General features: G+C 37.3%; 13 protein-coding genes, 8 pseudogenes and 1 other annotated feature. Of the genes and pseudogenes, 4 read left to right on the forward strand and 17 right to left on the reverse strand.

All coding sequences use genetic code 11. The features are described 5' to 3' along the window. The 6 genes and pseudogenes from ilvA to JCM21714_RS01700 form a co-directional block, all read right to left on the reverse strand. Positions 1–1,269, reverse strand: coding sequence for a threonine ammonia-lyase IlvA (gene ilvA / locus JCM21714_RS01675; RefSeq protein ID WP_035721217.1), 1,269 nt, complete (start codon positions 1,267–1,269; stop codon positions 1–3). Positions 1,270–1,342: 73 nt separating this feature from the next. After that, positions 1,343–3,361 (reverse strand): beta-galactosidase, encoded by a 2,019-nt coding sequence (locus JCM21714_RS01680; RefSeq protein ID WP_052000324.1) that lies wholly within the window; start codon positions 3,359–3,361, stop codon positions 1,343–1,345. Between the two features lie 123 nt (positions 3,362–3,484). Continuing rightward, the gene (locus JCM21714_RS01685) at positions 3,485–4,411 is read right to left on the reverse strand and encodes a manganese-dependent inorganic pyrophosphatase (protein WP_035721220.1); all 927 of its coding nucleotides are present in this window, start codon (positions 4,409–4,411) and stop codon (positions 3,485–3,487) included. 74 nt (positions 4,412–4,485) lie between these two features. Beyond that, a pseudogene (locus tag JCM21714_RS01690) lies at positions 4,486–5,734 on the reverse strand (glutamate-5-semialdehyde dehydrogenase). Next, a pseudogene (gene proB / locus JCM21714_RS01695) lies at positions 5,727–6,854 on the reverse strand (glutamate 5-kinase). Before proB ends, JCM21714_RS01690 begins: the two co-directional pseudogenes overlap by 8 nt. Positions 6,855–6,907: 53 nt before the next feature. After that, positions 6,908–7,128, reverse strand: a binding site (T-box leader). Between the two features lie 55 nt (positions 7,129–7,183). Next, positions 7,184–8,264, reverse strand: a pseudogene (locus JCM21714_RS01700) (branched-chain amino acid aminotransferase). A gap of 142 nt (positions 8,265–8,406) precedes the next feature. Between JCM21714_RS01700 and JCM21714_RS01705 the strand changes: the two are divergent. Next, positions 8,407–9,141 carry a CBS domain-containing protein gene (locus JCM21714_RS01705; protein WP_035721223.1) on the forward strand — a complete coding sequence of 245 codons (735 nt, stop codon included), beginning with the start codon at positions 8,407–8,409 and terminating at the stop codon, positions 9,139–9,141. A 70-nt stretch (positions 9,142–9,211) separates the two neighbouring features. Here the strand turns inward: JCM21714_RS01705 and JCM21714_RS01710 are convergent, their stop codons facing one another. Then, a complete protein-coding gene (locus tag JCM21714_RS01710) occupies positions 9,212–10,714 on the reverse strand; it encodes a glutamate synthase subunit beta (protein ID WP_035721227.1) in 1,503 nt (500 codons plus the stop codon). Positions 10,715–10,730: 16 nt separating this feature from the next. Beyond that, a pseudogene (gene gltB / locus JCM21714_RS01715) lies at positions 10,731–15,292 on the reverse strand (glutamate synthase large subunit). A 137-nt stretch (positions 15,293–15,429) separates the two neighbouring features. Here gltB and gltC point away from each other — a divergent pair. Beyond that, positions 15,430–16,334, forward strand: a pseudogene (gene gltC / locus JCM21714_RS01720) (glutamate biosynthesis transcriptional regulator GltC). 62 nt (positions 16,335–16,396) lie between these two features. Here the strand turns inward: gltC and JCM21714_RS01725 are convergent. Further along, entirely contained in the window at positions 16,397–17,296 is a 900-nt protein-coding gene (locus JCM21714_RS01725; RefSeq protein WP_035721230.1) for a 5'-3' exonuclease, read from the reverse strand. A 97-nt stretch (positions 17,297–17,393) separates the two neighbouring features. Between JCM21714_RS01725 and msrA the strand changes: the two genes are divergently transcribed. Together msrA and JCM21714_RS01735 are read left to right on the forward strand one after the other, a co-directional pair. Beyond that, complete coding sequence (msrA, locus tag JCM21714_RS01730; protein ID WP_035721233.1) at positions 17,394–17,930, forward strand: peptide-methionine (S)-S-oxide reductase MsrA; 537 nt, start codon at positions 17,394–17,396, stop codon at positions 17,928–17,930. A 235-nt stretch (positions 17,931–18,165) separates the two neighbouring features. Further along, entirely contained in the window at positions 18,166–18,456 is a 291-nt protein-coding gene (locus tag JCM21714_RS01735; protein WP_052000345.1) for a PadR family transcriptional regulator, read from the forward strand. A gap of 120 nt (positions 18,457–18,576) precedes the next feature. On the opposite strand, the gene hisIE is transcribed toward JCM21714_RS01735, so the two are convergent. From hisIE to JCM21714_RS01770, 8 genes and pseudogenes are all read right to left on the reverse strand, one after another. Continuing rightward, positions 18,577–19,227, reverse strand: coding sequence for a bifunctional phosphoribosyl-AMP cyclohydrolase/phosphoribosyl-ATP diphosphatase HisIE (gene hisIE, locus JCM21714_RS01740; protein ID WP_035721240.1), 651 nt, complete (start codon positions 19,225–19,227; stop codon positions 18,577–18,579). Continuing rightward, positions 19,217–19,976: pseudogene (gene hisF / locus JCM21714_RS01745) on the reverse strand (imidazole glycerol phosphate synthase subunit HisF). The gene hisIE and the pseudogene hisF overlap by 11 nt, the downstream one beginning before the upstream one ends. After that, positions 19,973–20,590: an imidazole glycerol phosphate synthase subunit HisH gene (hisH, locus tag JCM21714_RS01750; protein WP_035721243.1), complete on the reverse strand. Its 618-nt coding sequence runs from the start codon at positions 20,588–20,590 to the stop codon at positions 19,973–19,975. The pseudogene hisF and the gene hisH overlap by 4 nt, the downstream one beginning before the upstream one ends. Then, a complete protein-coding gene (gene hisB / locus JCM21714_RS01755; RefSeq protein WP_035721245.1) occupies positions 20,587–21,180 on the reverse strand; it encodes an imidazoleglycerol-phosphate dehydratase HisB in 594 nt (197 codons plus the stop codon). The genes hisH and hisB overlap by 4 nt, the downstream gene beginning before the upstream one ends. Beyond that, positions 21,180–22,466, reverse strand: a pseudogene (gene hisD, locus JCM21714_RS01760) (histidinol dehydrogenase). The gene hisB and the pseudogene hisD overlap by 1 nt, the downstream one beginning before the upstream one ends. Then, a pseudogene (gene hisG, locus JCM21714_RS01765) lies at positions 22,463–23,082 on the reverse strand (ATP phosphoribosyltransferase). The pseudogenes hisD and hisG overlap by 4 nt, the downstream one beginning before the upstream one ends. After that, positions 23,079–23,387, reverse strand: a complete 309-nt coding sequence (locus tag JCM21714_RS20730; protein WP_235182537.1) for an ATP phosphoribosyltransferase regulatory subunit — start codon at positions 23,385–23,387, stop codon at positions 23,079–23,081. Before JCM21714_RS20730 ends, hisG begins: the two are co-directional and overlap by 4 nt. Continuing rightward, a complete protein-coding gene (locus JCM21714_RS01770) occupies positions 23,350–24,204 on the reverse strand; it encodes an ATP phosphoribosyltransferase regulatory subunit (protein ID WP_235182538.1) in 855 nt (284 codons plus the stop codon). The genes JCM21714_RS20730 and JCM21714_RS01770 overlap by 38 nt, the downstream gene beginning before the upstream one ends. Positions 24,205–24,225 lie beyond the last annotated feature (21 nt).

Below are 24,225 nucleotides of genomic sequence, written 5' to 3' on the forward strand. Positions count from 1 at the left end.
TTAGATTAATAGTTGAAATAGTTGTTCATCTTTATTGATTTCGATATAGGTGAATCTTTTTTCATTCATTCGAGCTATAATTTGATGATAATCTTCCGCCTTTTGTAGTTCAATACCGACAAGAACCGGTCCTTTATCCCGATTATTTTTCTTTGTATACTCAAAACGGGTTATATCATCATTTTTACCTAGTACTTCATCTATAAATTCTCTCAAAGCTCCGGCACGTTGTGGAAAATTAACAATAAAGTAATGCTTAAATCCTTCATAGATTAAAGAGCGTTCTTTGAATTCTTGCATCCGGTCAATATCATTATTTCCACCACTTATAATACATACAATAGTTTTCCCCCCCTTAATTTCATCTCGATAATCGTCAAGTGCTGCAACAGGCAAAGCACCAGCTGGTTCAGCAACAATCGCATTTTCATTATATAATTTTAATAACGTTGTACATAGCTTACCTTCCGGCACAGTTATGATATCATCAATGAATTGTTTTGCAATATCAAACGAAATATCCCCCCCTACTCTTTTGACACTGGCACCATCTACGAATTTATCAATTTTATCTAATTTCACGACTTCGTCTTTATCTAAGGAAGCTTTCATGGAAGCTGCTCCTTGTGGTTCTACCCCCCCGATAATCTTTGTATCAGGACTAATACTATTAATGTATGAGCCAACACCGGAAATTAAGCCTCCGCCACCGACAGACATAAAAACATGTGAGATTGGTTCTTCCATGGCATCTAATATCTCGAGACCAATTGTTCCTTGTCCGGTAATCGTTCTGGTATCATTGAATGGATGGATAAATGATGCTTGACGTTCGTTGCAGTATTCCATTGCCTGTTCAAATGAATCATCATATGTATCTCCGATTAAACGGATTTCAACAAAAGGTCCACCAAAAAATTCAACACGATTTACTTTTTGACGAGGTGTTGTACTAGGCATAAATATTACACCTTTTACCCCTAACGCTTTACAGGAATAAGCTACGCCCTGTGCATGATTGCCTGCACTGGCACAAACGACTCCATTAGTCAGTTCTTCTTGCGTCAAACCTTGCATTAAGTTATATGCTCCACGAATTTTAAAAGAGCGTACAACTTGTAAATCTTCTCTTTTTAAATATACATTACAATCATATTTTTCTGATAAAATAGGATCTCTTTGCAGTGGCGTTTTAACCACTACATCTTTTAAAACTTGATTAGCTATGATAATATCTCTAACTTGAATTGGATTAACTTTTGTACTCATATTATGAACCCTTCCTACTTCAATTATTAGATTTATACTAACATAAAGAAGTAGAATAGAAAATATTTTTTACTCAATTTTCATAGGCTAAAATTGCGACATCCGTATTTTTCACTGTAATTTGTTCTGTCATTTGCCGATTGTTGAGACAATCTTGATACGTGATGCCTTCTTTTAAATCAATTATTACTGGATCATTGTTATGATTTAAAATAAATACATACGTTTTATCCTCCTTTATCCGTTCGACTATTTCTACATTTTTTGGAGCTTTTAATGGTGATTCAATTTCCACTTGTTGGAGAATACCATTGAAAAGCTGGTCCAGATAATCGTTGGATGGGTTTGTGCCGATATAAATAGTACTACCTTTCCCGTAACGGTGAATGGTCACAGCAGGGGAATTTTCATACCAGTTTTCTTTATAGGTAGCTATCGCCTTAGCACCTTCTAACTTGATGATATCTGCCCATGTATCGACCTGATATTTTTCTCCATTTGCTACAATCGTATTTTTTTCCTCATCAGCCATCGGAGCGAACTCTTCAACAGTTAATCCTAGTAATGAACGTAATGGAGCAGGATAACCTCCAAGGTGGATATGATCCTGTTCATCTGAAATTCCGCTAAAGAAACTAACAACTAATGTGCCACCTTGTTTCGCGAAATCTTCTAAATACTTTTCTTGCCCATTTTTGATCATATATAACATTGGTGCTACTACCAATTGATAATTTGATAGATCACCAGTTGGTTCAACAAAATCAACCGCGATATTTTTTTCATAAAATACCTGGTAATACTTATAAACTTGGTCTAAATAAGATAACTTATTATGTGGTTTACCTTCTAACTCAACCGCCCACCAATTTTCCCAATCAAAAACAATCGCAACTTTTGCCTTAGAACTAGAACCTACAACACCATCCAGTTGTTTTAATTCATTACCTAATTGTTTTACTTCCTGGTAGGTACGATTATTCGTATTACTGGAATGTGGCACCATTGCACCATGAAACTTTTCCGCTCCTGCTCTGCCTTGACGCCATTGAAAATACATGACGCCATCACCGCCGCGAGCAACCGTGGAATAACTCCAAAGCCTCATTTCACCCGGCTTCTTGGTAAGATTAATATCTCTCCAGTTAACATGTGATGTTACCTGCTCCATTAAATAGAACGGTTGGCCATTTTTCAAGCTTCTCATCAGATCGTGATGCATCGCATGTCGAAATGGCTTATCTTCTCTTGGATCAGGATAGGAATCCCATGTTACTAGATCCATGTCTTTTGCCCATTCAAAGTAATTGAGCGGTTTAAATTCATACATGAAATTAGTAAATACAGGAACATCTGGTGTAACCTCACGCAAAATCTCTTTTTCTATCTTATAAAGCTCAAAAATGGAATTATTCATAAAACGTTTGTAATCAAGCTTTTGACTTGGATTATAAAAAGTCGGTAAATTTGCAGGAAATTGAATTTCATCCCAGTCATTGTAGCGCTGACTCCAAAAATTGGTACCCCCCCATTTATCGTTTAAATTATCCACCGTCGCATAACGTTGCTTTAACCATTCCCTGAATGCTTCTAAACTCTCACTACTATAACATTCTGCTAAATGACAGCCATATTCATTATTGATATGCCACATTTTTAACGCTGGATGATCTTGATAGCGACTGGCCATTTCTTTAACTAATTGCTTTACTGCATAACGATAACGCTTACTGTTTGGTGAATAATGCTGTCGTGATCCTACTTGATATGGTACACCATTTTCTTTAACAGCTAGTACTTCTGGATATCGCTTCGATAACCAGGCAGGTGGAGAAGCTGTTGCAGTAGCTAAAGCTACGCCAATCCCATGACTATGTAATATATCTAAAACTTTATCTAACCAGTTAAAGTCAAATTTTCCTTCTTCTAATTCTAATACAGACCAGCTAAAGATTGCGACAGAAACAAGGTTAACTCCTGCTTCCTGCATCAATTTGGCATCTTCTATCCAGACTTGTTCATTCCATTGTTCCGGATTGTAATCGCCACCAAATGCGATGTGAGGCATTACTTCATTTATTTGTTTAACCATTAAATACACTCCTCACTTACTAAATTATATTTATTAAATAACAAATATATCTTATATGAATCCGCTATCATATTCAACAAAAACTCCCGTGGAAATTTATTTCCCCGGGAGTTTTTTGATATATTAAAATACCTTTTGCAAATTAGGAATTACTTGTTTCTTACGTGATACAACACCTTTTAAAGTAGCAGTTTTATTATCCAATGTTACATCGAAGGCTTTTGCTACTTTTTCTTCTGCTTCTCCGACAGCAAGAACAACCGAATCATTATTTAAGATATCTGTAATTAATAACACGAATAATTTAAGACCTTTTTCTTCGACTGTTTTTTCGATCACTGGTTCAATTTCATTACGAAGTGCTAATACATCATCAATATCCACTGTGTTTACTTGTGCTATTTCTACTTTATTACCATTCATATCGAATTCTTTTGCATCAATCGTAATTAATTCTTTTGCAGATTTATCACTTAGATCTGCACCAGATTTCAACATTTCTAAACCATATTTTTCGCTGTCTACGTCAGCAATTTCTGCTAATTCTTTAGCAGCTTCGACATCTTGGTCAGTACATGTTGGAGACTTGAATAATAAAGTGTCAGAAATTACTCCTGATAACATAAGACCTGCGATTTCCTTTTTAATCTCCACTTTATGTTCCTTATATAGTTTGTTTAAAATAGTGGCCGTACAACCAACTGGCTCTGCACGATAAAATAATGGTTCAGCTGTTTCAAAATTAGCAATGCGGTGATGATCAATAACTTCTAAAACTTTCACTCGATCAAGATCTTCTGCACTTTGCTGACGCTCGTTATGATCTACTAAAATCACCTGGTCCACTTCGTCAGATACATTCTCAACCATCCGTGGAGCAGATTGATTAAACTGATCCAAAGCATATTGTGTTTCATTGTTTACCTCACCTAAACGAACCGCTTCGACGTCTTCCCCCCCTAAAGCACGTTTTAACTCTGCATAAGCGATAGCAGAGCAAATCGTATCCGTATCAGGATTTTTGTGTCCAAAAATTAATGTGTTTGCCATAATTCATACTCCTCTTATTACCATATATATATTTCAATCCCATTATACAGGAATTGATTTAAAATAAAAATAAATTACTTAATTTGTCCGTTTCCATGTAACAGATATTTAGTGGATGTTAATGCTTCAAGACCCATTGGTCCCCGTGCATGAAGTTTTTTGTGTGCTTATTCCGATTTCAGCTCCAAATCCAAATTCGAACCCATCTGTGAACCGAGTTGACGCATTATGGTAAACAGCAGCTGCATCGACTTCATTCATAAATGCGATAACATGATCCTCATTCTCTGAAATAATCGACTCAGAATGATGGGTACCATAGCTATTAATATGATCAACTGCTTCCTGAAGCGTATTAACCACTTTTATTGCAATAATATGATCCAAATATTCCGTTTCATAGTCTTCGTTCGTTGCTTCAATTATCTGATCCCCCCCTTTGGAAGCAGTGAAGTTATCTCCATGTATTTCCACATTTGCATTTTGCAAGGAGGAAATTAAATCAGATAAGTGCTTTTCTGCCCAACGCTTGTCTACAAGAATCGTTTCAATAGCATTACATACCGATGGACGTTGGGTTTTTGCATTTATTGCAATCTCAATTGCCATTTCTTTATTGGCAGTTTCATCAATAAACAAGTGGCAATTACCAGCACCTGTTTCAAGGACGGGAACAGACGCATTTGCAACAACAGCATCTATCAAATTCTTGCCACCTCGTGGAATTAATACGTCTAAATATTTGTTCAATTTAAACATTTCAGATGCTGTTTCACGACTTGTATCTTCGATTAATTGGACCGCATCATCTGGTAAATCGGACTGTTTCAAGGCATCATGAATTACTTTAACCAGTGCTGTATTCGAATAGATAGCGGAAGAACTTCCTCTTAAAAGCACCGCATTGCCAGTTTTTAAACAAAGACTTGCTGCATCTATCGTAACATTTGGACGTGCTTCATAAATCATGCCGACAACACCAATCGGTACACGAATCTTTTGAATTTTTAAGCCATTTGGTCGTGTCCATTCTTCTAAAATATCACCAATTGGATCGTTTAAGTCGATTAATTGCAATAATGCATCTGCCATATCATCGATCCGTTGCCCATTTAAAATTAAGCGATCTATTAATGATTCATGTAACCCTTTTTGTCTACCTTGTTCAATATCACGTTGATTTTCCTCCATGATATAACGTTTTTGCTTTCTTAACTCATCCGATAATAGTTTCAGTGCTCCGTTCTTTTGCAACGTTGATGTTGTCGCTAAAGCAGTTGTTGTTGCATGTACCAGTTTCGCTTTTTGTAATAAATCACTCATACTTAAACGCCTCCTTAATTGATAAAACAAGCCGATCACGATGAATTGCCTCAGGTCTTTTACTCTCTGAATGACTCATTGCAATCTCACTAAACTCGCCTTTAGACTTGATTAACTCTTCTGAAGAATAGTTCACTTGTCCTTTAGCAATGATTTGATCGTTATATACGACATCCACCACCGCACCTATTTGAAAATCGCCATCTACCCACTTGATTCCAGCTGGTAAAAGACTTTTACCATGATACAAAATAGCATCACACGCACCTTTATCAACGTGGAGCTTACCAGAAACTTCCGAATGAAAGGCAATCCATTGTTTCTGTTTATGATACATATTGGTAAGTTCTTCACCAATATATGTGCCATCCCCTTGGTTTTCCATAATTTTAACGAGCTTGTCTTCCCCCTTCACCAGTCCCGACAAACACACGCACACCTAGTGATAGAGCTGTTTTAGCTGCTAGTAATTTTGACTTCATCCCACCAGTTCCAAACTTAGAACCTGATTCATGCTTGGTTTGCTGTAAAATTTCCGCTGTTAATGCAGGTAACCGATCATATTTTTGGGCTGTTGAATCTGTTTTTGGATTTTTATCATATAATCCATTAATATCTGTTAGCATGATCAAAAAGTCTGCATGTACTAAACCACTTACCAAAGCAGATAACATGTCATTATCACCAAATGTTAACTCATCAATAGATACCGTATCATTTTCATTAATAATTGGCAGTGCGTCTCTTTTTAACAATTCTGTTAGTGTTGAGTATACATTACTGTATTGTATTTCATTACTGAAGACATCCTTAGTTAAAAGAAGCTGAGCTGTCGTCATACCATATTTCCGAAAAGCATCTGTATATGCCTGTACAAGTAATCCCTGACCTACTGCTGCTGCCGCTTGTTTCCCAGAGACAGTAATTGGCTTATCGGATATCCTAAATCAAAAAAACCAGCAGCTACAGCACCTGAGGATATTAGAATTACCTCATAATTCAGTTTTTTTAATGCGGCGATAGCTGCTGCATGTTCTTGTAACTGCAGCAAATCTAAACCACCATTTCTATTAGTTAACGAACTGCTTCCTATTTTTACGACGATTCGCTGTTTTGCCATCTCATTCACGCCTTCAATTTATTCGTATAAAAAAAGACCTTCTCATCCTTCTGATAAAGGACGAAAAGAGTCTTTCCGCGGTACCACCTTATGTTGATCACATCATCTGTTGTGATCCCCCCCTTAACTCTTTAACGCAGAGTAACGATTAAGTTTATCTTAACAGCTCTTAGAATAGGTTCATTCGTGTATAGGGTGCTGGAACTTCTCAGCCTTTGAGTTCCAATCTCTTCTCACCATTTCACAAACTACTGGTTCTCGTCATTACTTTTATTTATTCTATTGTTATTATAGAAAATAGTGACACGAATCTCAAGTTTTTCTTACTCTTAATACTTAACTTTTACAATCCAGTTAAATGGATCCTTCTCTACACCATATTGAATACCTGTTAACGTATCATACAATTTTTTTGCAATCTCTCCTGTTTCGCCATTATTGATATACATCTTTTTACCTTCCCAGGTAAGTTCCCCAACTGGTGAAATAACAGCTGCAGTACCGGAACCAAATGCTTCTTCTAATTCGCCGTTTTGATAATGCTCATACAATTCTTCCATTGTAATTTTACGTTCGGTTACAGGTATATTCCAATGCTTCAATAATTCAATAACAGAATTTCTGGTAACCCCTTCTAAAATACTGCCGTTTAATGCAGGGGGGGTCACAATTTCTCCTTTAATTTTAAAGAAGACATTCATACTTCCTACTTCTTCAATATACTTTTTCTCGACACCATCTAACCATAATACCTGGGCATAACCTTCGCCAGCAACTTGTTCCTGGGCTTTTAAGCTTGAAGCATAGTTCCCCGCAGTTTTTGCCTCGCCTGTTCCGCCTTTAACAGCACGAACAAAATGATTTTCAACAGCAATTTTTACAGGGTTTATACCTTCTTCATAATACGCACCAACTGGTGATAAAATCACGATGAATTGATATGTAGCTGAAGGAGACACCCCCTAAATATGGCTCAGTAGAGATAATAAATGGTCTTATGTATAGAGATGTTCCAGGTGCATTCGGTACCCAATCTTGTTCAATATGAACGAGATGTTTTATTGCATCGATCGCAAACTCTTCATCAATTGCCGGGATGCACATTCTTTCATTCGACCGATTTAGCCGTTCCATATTTTTATTTGGACGGAATAATTGAATTTTATCTCTTTCTGTACGATATGCTTTTAACCCTTCAAATACTGTTTGTCCATAGTGAAAAACCATCGCAGCAGGATCCAACTCAAGGGCTTGATATGGTACGATACGTGGATTATGCCAACCCTTCTCTGGATTATAATCTTGAATAAACATATGGTCTGTAAAATATTTTCCGAAAGAAAGCTGGTCTGACTGAGGCTTTTCTTTTGGTTGTTCGTTCTTAATATACGTAATTGTGTACTCTGACATAAAAAGACTCCTTATTTGTATGAATTCTATACATTATTGGCAAAATAATAACGTGTAACTTCTATTTTATTACTAAACGAGTATCTCTGACAACCGTTATTTTTGAAAGATTTTCAAACAATTAAAGGGGGGGCATTATACTATGGCATATGAATTATCGACACGATTTGAAGCAGCATTTAATCAAATACATGAAAAATTATGTGATTATGCTCAGGAAGATAATAATTACGCTTCCTTTACAGAAGTATTAACTAAAGCAAAATTCAAACATCAGGGCATCGATCAATATTATGATCTTCTAAAGCAGTGCAGTAAATTACGAAATGCTTTGATTCACAGAAAAGTAAAAGAAGATTTCTATATTGCAGAACCTCACGAAGAAATTGTAAAGGAGTTAGAAACCCTAGCTAAACTTTTAGCCGAACCACCATCTGCAGTGTCTATTGCATCCCAACCTGTAGAATTCTTCTATCTGGATACACCAGTTATAAAAGTGATGGATTGTATAAAAGAAAAAGGTTATTCTCAATATCCAGTATACCATAAGCAGAAGTTTATCGGGCTCCTGACGGATGGTGATATAGCAAATTGGTTTGCCACAAACCTGGATACTTCTAGTTTATCATCTGAAGCTACAATTGGGGGGGATATATTTAAGATTGAAAAAAAAGACGATACCATCATTACAGCGGTAAAGTCGAGTGTCGTGGACATTGAAAGTCTATTCAGAAAGTACGTAGAGAAAAATCAAAAATTAGAAGCAATTATTATTACAGAAACAGGCAGTGAAGCAGAGTTACCTGTTGGCATTATCTCTTCCTGGGATCTGATTCGTCTGAAGAACTATTCATTTCCATTATTAAGACATACATGAATATTTGGGATACTTTTTTTTGCGAATTTAAGGATATAAATCAACATGTGATTTATATCCCTCAGTTTTCTTACATATTTGCTACGGATGGTAATGCAGTTTCACCCATCAAATATGTGTCAACATGGTGAGCTACTTCTCTTCCTTCGTTAATCGCCCAAACAATGAGACTCTGACCACGTCTAGCGTCACCTGCTGCAAAAACATGCTCCACATTGGTACGAAAATCACTATATGCAGCTTTGACACGATTTCTTTCTGTCTTTACATTAAATGCTTCTAATACGGGTTGTTCCGCTCCTTCAAAACCAATCGCGATTAATACAAGTTGTGCTGGCCATACTTTTTCTGTTCCTGGAATTTCTTCAAAAACAAACAGCCCATTTTCATCCCGTGTTTTTTTCATTTGAATCGTATGCAATTCTTTTAACTTCCCATTTTCGTCATTAACAAATTTCTTAGTCTGAATCGTATATTCCCGAATATCCTCACCAAATTTCTTTTTGGCTTCCTTATGTGCATATTCTAAGCTATAGACTTGTGGATAGGCAGGCCATAGATTTTCTTCTGACCGTTTGATTGGTAATTGTGGGTGTTTTCCAAATTGAACGATGCTCTTAGCACCTTGACGAAGAGCAGTTGCGATACAATCTGCACCAGTGTCCCCACCGCCAATAATGATAACATCCTTACCACTTGCATCTAGTTCCGCTTCAACCTGTACACTATTATCTAATAAATGTTCTGTTGATCGTGTTAAATAATCCATTGCGAAACGAACACCCTTACCTTCACGTCCTTCAATAGGCAGATCACGGTGTTTCTGTGCACCTGTACATAGAATAACCGAATCAAATTGATCTTTAATTTCTGCTGCTGAAATGTCTTTACCGACTTCTGTATTTAATACAAATGTAACTCCTTCATCGCGTAGTAACTGCACGCGACGTTCTACCACATCTTTATCTAATTTCATATTGGGAATACCATATGTTAATAAGCCGCCTGCACGATCTGCACGTTCATATACTGTTACGTGATGTCCTGCACGATTTAATTGATCCGCTGCCGCTAACCCAGCTGGTCCTGATCCTATAATCGCTACTGATTTATCAGTCTTGAATGATGGAACACGCGGCTGTATCCACCCTTCTTCAAATCCTTTATCAATAATTTTTTGCTCTATGTTTTTAATGGTTACCGCTGGATCATTAATCGCTACCGTACAAGAACCTTCACATGGTGCCGGACAGACTCTGCCAGTAAATTCGGGAAAGTTATTTGTTTTTAATAAACGCTCTAATGCTTCTTTCCATTTCCCTTTGTATACCAAGTCATTCCACTCAGGAATTAAATTATAGACGGGACAACCTGAAGTTACCCCCCCTTCTATATCCATGCCAATATGGCAAAAAGGCGTACCACAATCCATACAACGTGCTCCTTGTGTTTTTGCTACTTCGTCTGAGAAAGGAGCAGAGTACTCTTTCCAATCTTGAATCCTTGTTAACGGATCACGCTCATTTGCCGTCTGTCTTTCATAATCCATAAAACCTGTTGCTTTCCCCCCCATACCATCTGTCTCCTTTCTATTTTGTCACCATCTGTTGTTGATTTACTTGTACTGTCATCTTGTTATCTTTTTTAGCCATAAATGCTTCAAATCGAGCGTCGTCCACTGACAAACCTTGCGATTTAAACCATTCGATTTGTTGAAGCATTAATTTATAATCAGTTGGAATTACCTTAACAAATTTAGCTACTTCCTCTTCCCAATTTTGTAAGGTTATTGCCGCCTTATCACTATTGGTATATTCATGATGATTGATAATTAAATCTTTTACTTCTTCTATTTCCTTTTGATCTGTTAACGATTCAAATTGTACTAATTCATCATTACAAAGACGAATAAATCTTTCTTTATTATCTGTCTTAACATAGGCAACTCCACCCGACATACCTGCTGCAAAGTTTTTGCCTACATTCCCTAAAATCACGACACGACCACCAGTCATATATTCACAACCATGATCTCCTACACCTTCCACAACAATACTGGCACCACTATTACGCACTGCAAAACGTTCCCCCAGCGTAACCCTGAATATATGCTTCCCCCACTTGTAGCACCATAGAAGGAAACATTGCCAGCGATCACATTGTTGCCAGGATCAATCGTTGTTTTTTCAGAAGCACGGATAATTACTTTTCCACCAGATAATCCTTTACCCACATAATCATTTGCATCCCCTGTTACAGTCAATGTCATACCTGAAGGAATAAAAGCACCAAAACTTTGTCCTGCTGAGCCTCTGAAATGTAGATTAATTGTATCTTCGGGTAATCCTTTATCACCATATTTTTTTGAGATTTCACTTCCGACTATAGTACCAACCACTCGATCCGTATTTCTAATTGAGAAAGATGCTTCTAAAGCTTCTCCTGTATCGATCGCGTGCTGAACAGCAGGTAAAATATATTTTAAATCTAGTGAATGTTCCAATTTATGATCTTGTTTTGTAGTATTAGTACGTGTACCTTCTACTTGATACAATAACGTTGATAAATCCAGATGCTTTGCTTTCCAGTGTGTCTTTGCACGTTCAGATACTTCTAATACATCTGTTCTGCCAATCATTTCTTCTATTGTTCTGAAACCAAGCTCTGCCATTATTTCGCGAACTTCCTCAGCAATGAATTTCATATAATTGACAACATGATCCGGATTACCTGTGAATTTCTTGCGTAACTCAGGATTTTGTGTTGCAACCCCCCCTACTGGGCACGTATCATTATGGCAGACTCGCATCATAACACATCCGATCACTACTAACGGTGCCGTCGCAAACCCATATTCCTCTGCCCCAAGTAATGCAGCCATTACGACATCCTTACCTGTTAATAATTTTCCATCTGTTTCTAAAACTACTCTATCTCGTAAGCCATTTAACATTAAAGTTTGATGCGCTTCTGCTAGCCCTAATTCCCAAGGTAATCCAGCATGTTTTATACTTGTTTTTGGTGAAGCACCTGTACCTCCGTCATAACCGACAACAGAGATGACATCAGCATTTCCTTTTGCCACACCTGCAGCGATAGTACCTACACCTGATTTTGCAACTAGTTTTACACTTATTCGTGCATCTCTATTAGCATTTTTTAAATCATGAATTAATTGTGCCAAGTCTTCAATAGAATAAATATCATGATGTGGTGGTGGTGAAATTAAGTCTACACCTGGTGTGGAACTACGAACATCTGCAACCCATGGATATACTTTCATTCCTGGTAATTGACCACCCTCACCCGGTTTAGCTCCTTGCGCAATTTTAATCTGTAACTCTTGTGCATTCACAAGATAATGACTGTTAACACCAAAACGTCCAGATGCTACCTGCTTAATCGAACTGGAACGTAAATCACCATTGGCATCTTTTGTAAAACGAGCAGCGTCTTCGCCACCTTCCCCCCCACTATTACTCTTTCCACCTAAACGGTTCATTGCAATAGCAAGTGCTTCATGAGCTTCTTTACTTATGGAACCAAAGGACATGGCACCTGTTTTAAATCGTTTTACGATCGAATCTACTGACTCTACCTCTTCGATAGGAATACTGCTTGCACTTTTAAAATTAAATAAATTGCGTAAAAAGCAAATACGTTCTTCATTAGAAGTTTTAGAGAATTTTTTAAATAAATTATAATCGCCTCTTCGACATGCCCATTGTAACGTATGAATCGTTGTTGGATTATAGGCATGATGTTCCCCGATCTGACGCCATTGGAAGTCACTTCCTGATTCCAGAGACTGCTCGATCGCTTTTTTGTATCCTTCATGATGACGTTTCTCTGTTTCTTCCTGAATAACATCTAATCCAATTCCATCAATTTGGGAAGCAGTACCAGTAAAATGTGTTTCGATTACTTTTTTGCTAATACCCACTGCTTCAAAGATTTGAGCTCCTCGATAGCTTTGGACGGTGGAAATACCAATTTTAGACATTACCTTGATAATACCTTCAGTTGCCACATAGATAAATTTCTCCTGCACTTGCGCTAATGTCATTTCTAACTCATGATTTAAAATAGCTTGATTGTAAGTTTGATAGACGAGGTAGGGATGAATCGCATCGACGCCATAACCTAACATTGATGCAAAATGGTGAACTTCTCTTGCTTCACCTGTTTGGGCGATAATGCTTACCTTTGTACGAAGCCCTTCACGAACTAAATATTGATGCAAGCCACTTACAGCTAAAAGGATCGGAATCGCCTTTTGATTTGCATCCATCTCTCTGTCACTCAAGACGATGATATTACTACCTGTTTTAATAGCTGCTTTTGCTTTCACAAAAACTTCTTCCAGAGATTTTTTCATATCATTTGTAAATAATGTTTCGATAACTTCAGTCTGAAAATCTTCTATTTGGTTTCTTTCTAATTTATCCAGTTGAGAATTAGATAGAATTGGTGATTCTAATCGAATGCGTCTGGCATGAGTGTTCGCAGGATGAAGGATATCTCCCTCTCCACCTATCCATGTCAGCATCGATGTTACTAATTTCTCACGGTAAGCATCTAACGCAGGATTGGTGACTTGAGCGAATAGTTGTTTAAAGTAATTAAATAGACTCTGTGGTCGCTCCGATAGAACCGCTAAAGGCACATCATTCCCCATTGCTCCTATCGGGTCTTTTCCACCCTCAATTAACGGCACTAAGTATTTTTCAATATCTTCCGTTGTATATCCAAACGCCTTCTGTTTTTGTAAAAGTTGTGGATCTAAATAATGCTCATTTTCTGCTTTTACTTCTAATGGCACTATCTGTTCCTCTAGCCATTCTTCATATGGGTGAGCATTTGCAATCTCATCTTTAATTTCTTTATCAGAAATAATACGTCCTTCTTCAATATCAAGTAACAGCATTTTACCCGGACTTAAACGTTCTTTTAATAATATATTTTCTTCCTCATAATCAATTACACCGACTTCAGATGAGTAAATAATATAATCATCTTTTGTCACATAATAACGAGCAGGACGTAACCCATTACGATCCAATATAGCACCTATTTGTTTACCATTAGTAAAAGTAATAGACGTTGGTCCGTCCCAAGGTTCCATCATCATGCTATGATATTGATAAAATGCACGCTTTTGGGCATTCATATGAGGATTATTTTCCCATGGTTCTGGAATCAGCATCATCGCTGCATGAGCAGGCTTGCGTCCTGCTAATGTGAAAAATTCTAATGCATTATCCAATGTAGCCGAATCACTGCCTCCACCGTTAATGATTGGTAATACTTTATCTAAATCATCTCCAAATACTTCAGAAACAAATTGTTGTTCTCTAGCCTGCATCCAATTCACATTTCCACGCATCGTGTTAATTTCACCGTTGTGTATTAAATAACGATTAGGATGTGCTCGTTCCCATGAAGGAAACGTGTTGGTACTAAAACGTGAATGGACAAGCGAGAATGCAGATACAAAAGCTTCATCTTGTAAATCAAGATAAAATTTATCTACCTGGTCAGGAGTTAATAAACCTTTATAAACGATCGTTCTTGTTGATAAACTTGGGAAATAAAAACGAAACCCTCTTTCATTTGCCCAATGTTCTGCTTGTTTTCGAATGATATATAATTTTCTCTCGAATGCAAGTTCATCTTTTATTTCATTAGCTGCCTCAATAAATACTTGTCGAACATTTGGTAACGTATCAATCGCACCTTTACCAATGTTCGCTGGGTCAACCGGTACATCTCTCCAGCCGAGTAATTGTTGTCCTTCTTGTTTAATCAGCTGATTAATTTTATCGATCGCTTCTCTTTGTTCCTCTTTATTTTGAGATAAGAACAACATACCCACACCGTATCTTCCTACAGCTGGTAGTTGAAAGTCTTTACATTCTCTTCTAAAATAAGAATCAGGTATTTGTACCATGAGTCCAGAACCGTCGCCTGTAAGTGGATCACTGCCTTGTCCACCGCGATGTTCTAATTTGCATAACATGTCCAAGCCCTTTTTTACGATTTCATGTGTTTGTTTTCCTTTAATATGCGCATATAAGCCAATACCGCAAGCATCATGTTCAAAATCTGGATGGTATAACCCTTGGGCACTAGGCAAATCTTGATATGTCATATATGTCGCCCCCATTCAATATATACTTTTAAGGTGTCTAATATCATTGTAAGTCCTATCATTAATCTAAACAATATATAATAAATATGAAATTGATCTAATTATGATATATATATATATATTATGAGGTGAAGCCGTTGGAGTTACGTCAATTACGCTATTTTGTAGAAGTAGCAGAACGTGAACATGTATCAGATGCAGCTGCCGAGTTACATGTTGCGCAATCTGCTATTAGTAGACAAATAGCCAATTTAGAAGCAGAGCTTGGTGTCCAGCTCTTTGAAAGAGAAGGAAGAAATGTACGTTTGACTCATATTGGAAAAATATTTTTGACACATACCAAATCAGCATTAAAAGCAATTGATCATGCTAAAAAACAAATAGATGAATATATTGATCCGGAACGTGGATCAATTAAAATTGGCTTTCCTACCAGTTTAGCAAGTAACTTATTACCGACTGTTGTTTCTGAATTCAAAAAAAAACATCCAAAAATTGGATATCAATTACGCCAAGGTTCTTATAACTTCTTAATTGAATCGGTTGAAAATCGGGAAATTGATCTCGCCTTTTTAGGTCCTGTGCCAACAGAACATCCGGATATAATAGGTGACATTCTATTTACAGAAAATTTTTATGCACTCGTTCCCAATTCACATCCATTAGCAGAACAGAGCAGCGTGAACTTAAGAGACTTACACGAAGAAACTTTTGTTTTATTTCCCGAGGGATATGTCTTGCATCAATTGGTGATAGATGGTTGTAAACAGGCAGCTTTTCGCCACGAGTATCGTCACAAGGGGGGGAAGATTTAGATGCGATTAAGGGGTTAGTCGCAGCAGGTATTGGTATCACATTATTGCCGGAAAGTGCTTTTAATGATTTAAATCCATATTACAGTGCAAAGGTTGCGATCCAAAATCCAGAGTTAAAACGCACCGTAGGAATTATCATTCCAAAAAACCGAAAACTTGCACCATCAGAACAAGTTTTCTACGAGTTTATTAAAGAATTCTTTTCGATTTTACAAAGATTTCAATAAACGAAAGAAAGAGGAACTAACGAATAGGTTAGTTCCTCTTTATGATTGTTCACAAGCATGTCTTATTCACTTACTTTGGATTTTTGCAACTTACTTAGCCATCGTTCAGGATTTTTAAATTCTAATTCGTCTAATAAAAAGCTATGGACCATACAGTGATCCGCATTCCATAAAGCATCTTCGATCGAAAACGTTAATGGTACTTCTGTAAATATTTCTGCTAGTTTGCGAGAGATTGCAAGATCCTCTGCATACTGAACCAATTTATTTTGCATCCCTTTCGTAAGACTAGCCCTGTCTTCTAACATGTTATCGATCGTTTGATATTGTTGAAGAAGTTTTAATGCTGTCTTTTCACCTACTCCTTTAATTCCAGGATAATTGTCAGAGGAATCACCCATCAAACCTTTCAACTCAATAATTTGTCTGGGCGTCAGTCCTCTTTTTTCATAGAAATTATCGATATCAAACACTTCGTAATTGCCTTGGCCTTTTCTCATAATAGCAATATTGATTTGTTCATCCACAAGCTGTAACATATCCTGATCACCAGTTACCACTGTCACTTCATGATCTGCCTGCAGTTGTTTAGCCAGTGTACCGATACAGTCATCTGCTTCATACCCTACAACACCTACATTAGGAACTTGAAAGGCAGAAACAATGTCTTTTGCTAAGTCAAACTGTGGAATTAACTCCTCTGGTGGTGCATCCCGGTTTGATTTATAACCTTTGTACATATCATTTCGAAAAGTCTTACTTCCCATGTCCCAGCAACAAATAACATGTGTAGGCTGAAATGTTTCGATGGCATTGCAAAAATAATTTAAAAATCCAAATAATCCGTTTCTGGGTATTCCTTTACTATTAATCATGAAATTACCAGTAAAAGACGTTGCGAAAAATCCCCTAAATAACAATGCCATCCCATCTATAATTAAAACCTGTGATTTATTTGTCATTCCAGTCACCTTCTAAGTTTTATTAATTCACTTCTTTATACGTAATTAGTATAATAAATGCTTAACTAAGATTTTGCAATATAAAGGAGAAAGATTGATGAAGAAAAGATTAGAAAAAGCAACATTTGCTGGGGGATGTTTCTGGTGTATGGTGAAGCCGTTTGATCAATGGGATGGTGTAGAAAGTGTTATTTCAGGTTACACTGGAGGACATGTCGAAAATCCTGTTTATGAAGAGGTTAAAAAAGGAACAACAGGACATTATGAAGCTATTCAGATTACGTATGAGCCAGAAAAAATCAGTTACCAACAAATATTGGATTTATATTGGCCACAAATCGATCCAACGGATGATGGCGGGCAATTTCATGATAGAGGGGGGGCTCAATACCGGACAGCAATCTTTTATCATAATGAAAAACAAAAAGAACTTGCGATAGATTCCAAAGAGGCATTAGAAGATACAAATAGATTCCAAAAAGAGATTGTTACAGAAATTTTACCTGCAGATACCTTTTATCCTGCAGAGACATATCATCAAGAATTTTATAAGAAAAATGAAAAGGAATATACATTAGATCGAGAACAATCCGGCAGAGACGAATTTATTGAGAGATATTGGGAGTCTTTGTAGTTCCCTCAAAAGTAGTTGCTGATATTTTTAATAGTAAGTAAAAGATAAATTGCCAAAGATTAATTAGTATGCCGAAATGGAGGCATACTTATTTTATTGACCTTCTATGTCATGGCATGATATAGTCATAACATGATATATGTAACGATATGATACAGTCGTAATATGATATATATCACGATACGGCATATTAGGAGTGAATAACTTGGAAAAAGTGATAAAAAAATACCTTCCTATGACCGAAACAGCATTTTATATCCTACTTTCGCTCACAGAACCGAGGCACGGTTATGGCATTATTAAGCGTGTGGAAGAAATGACAAATGGCCGGTTAAAGCTCGGATCAGGTACAATTTATGGAACATTAACAAAAATGCAGCGAGATCAGATCATTACTATCTATGCTGATGAAAAGCGCAAAACAATCTATGAAATCACTCCACTAGGAAAACAGCTCATTCATTTGGAAATCAAACGTTTAAAAGAAGTCTTTACCAATGCATTAAGATATGAGGAGGATTTTTGATGACAATAAAAAAGGTAAAATGGTTGTGTGCTATAAAATAAACCAGACCGATTTTAAAAAATCTAAATTTTTTTATATAAACAAAAAACACCCAGAGCAACTGAGTGTTTTTTGCGGTTATTACCACTTTTTAATTTCCTCACGATCGCCTTTACTGTTCCCTTTTTTCGCAAAGCGATTAGACAGTTCTTGCTTAACATTCTCTAAGGATACACCCTGATTGGCCATCATGACAAAGGTATGGTAAAGCAAATCACTTACTTCGTTTGTTAGTTCTTCTTTATCATCATTTTTAGCGGCGATTACTACTTCACCGGCTTCTTCGATCACTTTCTTACCAATTTTATCGACACCTTTGTCATATAAATAGTTCGTATAGGAATTTTCTACACGTTCTGTTTTACGTCCCTCTATTTCTTTCATCACATGTTCTATAATCGAAGCGTCAAAATTAGATTCTCTTTCTGCCACTCTATTAAAAAAGCATGAAGTTTCCCCCCCCGTATGACAAGCCGGACCTGCTGGGATTACCTGAATGAGCAGTGTATCCTGATCACAATCTAAATCGATTGACTGGACCTCTTGTGTATTACCAGATGTGGCACCTTTGTTCCATAATTCTTCTCTTGATCTTGAATAGAACCATGTTTGTTTTGTTTCTAATGTTTTCTGATAGGCTTCTTCATTTACATATGCTAGCATTAACACTTCTTTTGTATAATAATCGGTTACAACTGCTGGTACTAATCCTTTTGAAAAATCAGGTTTCACGAATATTCACTCCTTGTAGTTTGCATTGATCTTTTACTTGTTTTATCGAAAACGTATTTTCATGAAAAATAGATGCAGCTAACCCCGCCGAGACATCTGTTTGTTTAAAGACTTCTGGGAAATGTTCTGGTTTACCAACTCCACCTGAGGCGATGACAGGTATTCTCACTGCATTCACAACGGTCTCTGTAAGTTTAAGATCAAACCCATTTTTTACGCCGTCTGTATCAACACTAGTGAGCAAGATTTCTCCTGCTCCTCTTTTTTCAGCTTCTTTTGCCCATTCTATTGCATCTATTTCTGTATCCTTACTGCCACCGTGGGTCATTACATGCCATGTATCACAAACGTGTTTTGCGTCAATCGCTACTACGATACATTGTGCACCAAAGCGATCCGATGCTTCCGTTATAAGTGACGGATTGGTCACTGCAGCTGAATTCATACCAACTTTGTCTGCTCCAGCTTTTAATAGACGATCGACATCCTCAATGGTACGTACGCCGCCCCCCCACTGTAAAAGGGACAAAAACCTCTTGAGCCGTGCGTTTTACAATATCAATCATTGTTTGTCTACCTTCATTTGTCGCGGAAATATCTAGAAAAATGATCTCATCTGCGCCATCTCGGGAATAATTCGATGCCATGTCAACTGGATCACCTAATTCACGTAATCCAACAAAATTAGTGCCTTTTACCACTTTTCCTTCTTTTACATCAAGGCAGGGTATAATTCGTTTGGCAATCATGCGTATTGCCCCCTATCCACTTTCGTTTCTTCCATAAATACTTTTAACAAATCGACGCCAACCTCGCCACTTTTTTCAGGATGAAATTGCATCCCATATATCTGACCATTTTGGACAATGCCTGGAACCGTTGACCCATAATCAGCAGTAGCCACTATATATTTTTGATCAGTACGAGCTTGAAACGAGTGTACAAAATAGACATGCTTATCTTGAAACGATGCAAATGGTTGATTGTTGTTTTCAATCTGTAATTGATTCCAGCCAATATGTGGCAAAATATATTCCGTTTCGATTTTATCAACTTCTCCAGGAATTAGACCTAATCCATCAGAAATACCATTCTCGTAGCCTTTTTCAAATAATAACTGCATTCCTAAGCAAATTCCTAAAAAAGGCTTTTGTTTTGCCAACCGGCGAAGTGGCTTTAATAGATTTCGTTGATTTATTTCTTCCACCGCTGCCTGAAAAGATCCAACACCAGGTAAAATAATATGTGTTGCTTGTTCTAAACGCTCCATTGAGTCTGTGATTTCCACTTCATACCCTAAACGTAAGAAAGCCGTTCTCACACTTGCGACATTACCCATACCATAATCTACAATTGCTATCATTCGATTAACCCCCCCTTTGTAGAGATAACCTCTTCAATATCAGGATTAACTCGGACTGCTTCACCTAAAGCGCGGCCTAACGCTTTAAAAATGGCCTCAATTTTATGGTGTGTGTTATCCCCCCCATATAATACTTTGGCATGAAGCGTAATCGCTGATTGAAAAGCAAAAGCTTGTAGAAACTCCTGTACTAATTCTGTATCAAAATTACCTAATTTTTCATTAGAAAATACGGCATCAAATACAAAAAATGGTCTACCACTTATATCTAACGAGACAAATCCTAACGCTTCGTCCATTGGTACGTAAGCCGTTCCGTAACGATTGATTGACTTTTTGTCCCCTAATGCTTCCCGCACTAACTGACCAAGTACAATTCCAACATCCTCGACGGTATGGTGACTATCGATGTGCAAATCACCTTCTGCTTGAACTGTTAAGCCAATACGACCGTGACGAGCAAATGCATTTAGCATATGATCAAAAAAGCCAACACCTGTATCAATGCTTACCTGACTCGGATCATCTAAATTAACAGCTACCTCAATTTTCGTCTCTAACGTTTCTCTCTTTTTAGTCGCAGTTCTCATTATTTCTCCTCCAAACGTTTACTTATCGCCAGGCCATGACCTTCCAATTGTTCTTGATTAGCAATATTGATTACATCCTGTCCAGCCTCAGTTAGCGCTGACTCGGAATAATATAGATAAGTAGTTTTCTTGACAAAATCATCAACAGATAATCCGGATGAAAAACGTGCGGTTCCAGATGTTGGCAATACATGGTTGGGTCCTGCATAATAATCTCCCAGTGCTTCTGGTGTATAATGACCTAAAAAGACGGAGCCTGCATTTCTTACTTTACCTAAATAACTTAATGGATCAGTAACCTGGATTTCTAAATGCTCAGGGGGCAATTTTATTAGACAGAACAAATGCTTCATCTAACGTGTCCACAACAACACTAGCACCTTTTTCTTTAAGAGATGCTGCTGCGATCTCTTTTCGAGGAAGAACAGCACATTGTTTTTCAAGCTCCTCATCAACTGCCTTAGCAAGTTTATTAGAAGTTGTAATTAAAAAGGAACGTGCGGTTTCCCCCATGTTCCGCTTGTGCAATTAGATCTGCTGCAATGTAAATAGAATTAGCAGAATCATCCGCAATAATTGCTACTTCACTTGGGCCTGCGATCATATCAATTCCGACATCTCCATAGACTAATTTCTTAGCTGCTGCCACATAAGCATTACCTGGTCCAACGATTTTATCAACCTTAGGAATGGACTCTGTACCATACGCTAATGCAGCAATAGCCTGCACGCCGCCAACACGGTAAATAGCTGTAACACCAGCAATATCTGCTGCGACAGCAGGATAGGTGCAAGTTCTTCCCCCCCATCTTTAACAGGAGTTGTCATATATACTTCTTCCACACCTGCAAGCACTGCAGGAATAGCATTCATCAATACGGATGAAGGATAAACAGCGGTTCCGCCTGGCACATAAATACCTACTCGCTCTATTGGACGAAATAATTGCCCAGAAATGATATGATTATCAGCCTGCATCATTCGCGAAGCACTTAATTGTTTACGGTGAAAATCGCGGATGTTATCTGCTGCACGCTGCAACGAACGTATTACTTCATTATCGACTTTGTCCCAGGCAGCCTTCCGCTCTTCTTCTGAGACAATAAATGAGGCAGGTGCTTTACCATCAAACTTTTCAATATACTTATTAACAGCCTTATCCCTTTAGCTTGCACCTCTGCAATAATTTCACTGGCAGCTTGTAAATACTGTTGCTGTTCCTGATTATTTGTTTTTCCGGGAGCAGCTTTTGTTAGAAACTCCTCCATCGATAATAAAGAAATCATCGTTGTTTTGCTCCTTCCTTGAATCGTTCTATCACAGGAACTAATTGTTCTCGTTTAATTTTTAAAGAAGATCGGTTAGCAATCAGTCGTGCACTAAAAGCCAAAAATTCATCTTCGATCACAAGTCCATTCTCCTTCAACGTATTTCCTGTTTCAACAATATCAACAATCGCATCTGCTAATCCTAGAATAGGTGCTAATTCAACAGAACCTTCTAGTTTAATAATATCAACCGATTCTCCTTTTTCTTTAAAATACGTTTTTGTAATATTAGTAAACGTACTGGCAATTCGTTTCTTTTGATCTGGCCATTGATAATCCTTTTTGGTTGCTAAAGCCATGCGACATTGACCGAATGGAAGCGGGAATAGATTATACACATCTGGTTGATGTTCAATAATAATATCTCCACCAACGACCCCAATATCTGCAATACCATTCTCTACATATGTTGTTACATCAGGTCCTTTCGCAAAGAAAAAGAAAAAATCTTTAGTTTCAATTTGCAACTTTCTTCCTTTGTCCAGCAATGTTCTACCTCATAACCTAGGCCTTCAAAAAAGTTCAAAAATTGTTTTTCTAAACGTCCTTTAGTAAGTGCTATTACTGGTTTCATTTCTCAACCACCTTATACTGACTGTTCTCTTCCACGACTTGATAGATTTTCTGATAGACTGATTTATTTCGTAACTCGTATTGGATATCTACCACTTGTTCATCAATTTCCGTTCTGAATTGTTCTGCAACCGCATGTGTGGCAGGTGTGGCAAGAATACATATTTTTTCTGGCTCTGGTTCTGCTACCATATGTTTTGCTAAAGTATCAACATCAAATGCTAAACCAACTGCTGAAGTATTTTGGTCAAATTGCTCATATAAGCGATCATATCTGCCCCCCTGAGAAACATGTGGAACCATCATTTGTTAAAAATCCTCTAAACATGATTCCATCATAATATGGTAAATTCTTAACACGACCCAAATCAACAATCACTTCGGAAACACCTGCTGACTCTAATAAATCGATTAATTCCTCGATATGACATAAGATTTCTAACAAATCCTGCCGGTCTGACCAGCGTTCACGGTACATGTCAATCATTTCTCTCGATCCATAGGCATCAATAAGCGCTACTAATGGTTCAGCTAGTTCTCGATGACCTGCTTTTTCGACAATTGATTTGACAAGATCGGATCGCTTATCATGCATCGCATTTAATAAAGCTAATTCTGATTGTTTATCAAAATGATAAGTTGCAATAAGCGCATCAAAAATTCCAGTATGACCTAATTCGATCACATATGCTTTAATATTTAAGTTTTTAAGATAAGCTATTGCAGTAAGCAGGCTTTCTGCTTCACTTAAAAAACGATCAGCATGAACGATCTCTATTCCTGCCTGTCTACTTTCTGTTTCATCTTTATCAAAACGAAATACACTTCCTTGGTAAGACCATTTCTGTTCAGAAGGATGTTGTCCAGAAATCGCACGGGCTATAGCTGCTGTCCAGTCCGGACGTAATACTTCGATTTCTCCTTCACCGTTAAACCATTTCAGCATCGAACATAAATCCATTCCAGCCATTTCATTGGTAAATGTACTCGCATATTCAACGACTGGCGTCGAGATTGTTTTGAAGTTTCGCTTTTTTGTTACTATTCGAAAAATCTCTGACGCTCGCAAGCGATTAGAGATTTGTATACCTGTTTCATCTTGACTTCCAGCTGGTAAAAACATATAATTCACGTCCTATTTCAC

The sequence above is a fragment of the Gracilibacillus boraciitolerans JCM 21714 genome (assembly GCF_000521485.1).
In the GTDB taxonomy this organism is placed as follows: Bacteria; Bacillota; Bacilli; order Bacillales; family Amphibacillaceae; genus Gracilibacillus; species Gracilibacillus boraciitolerans.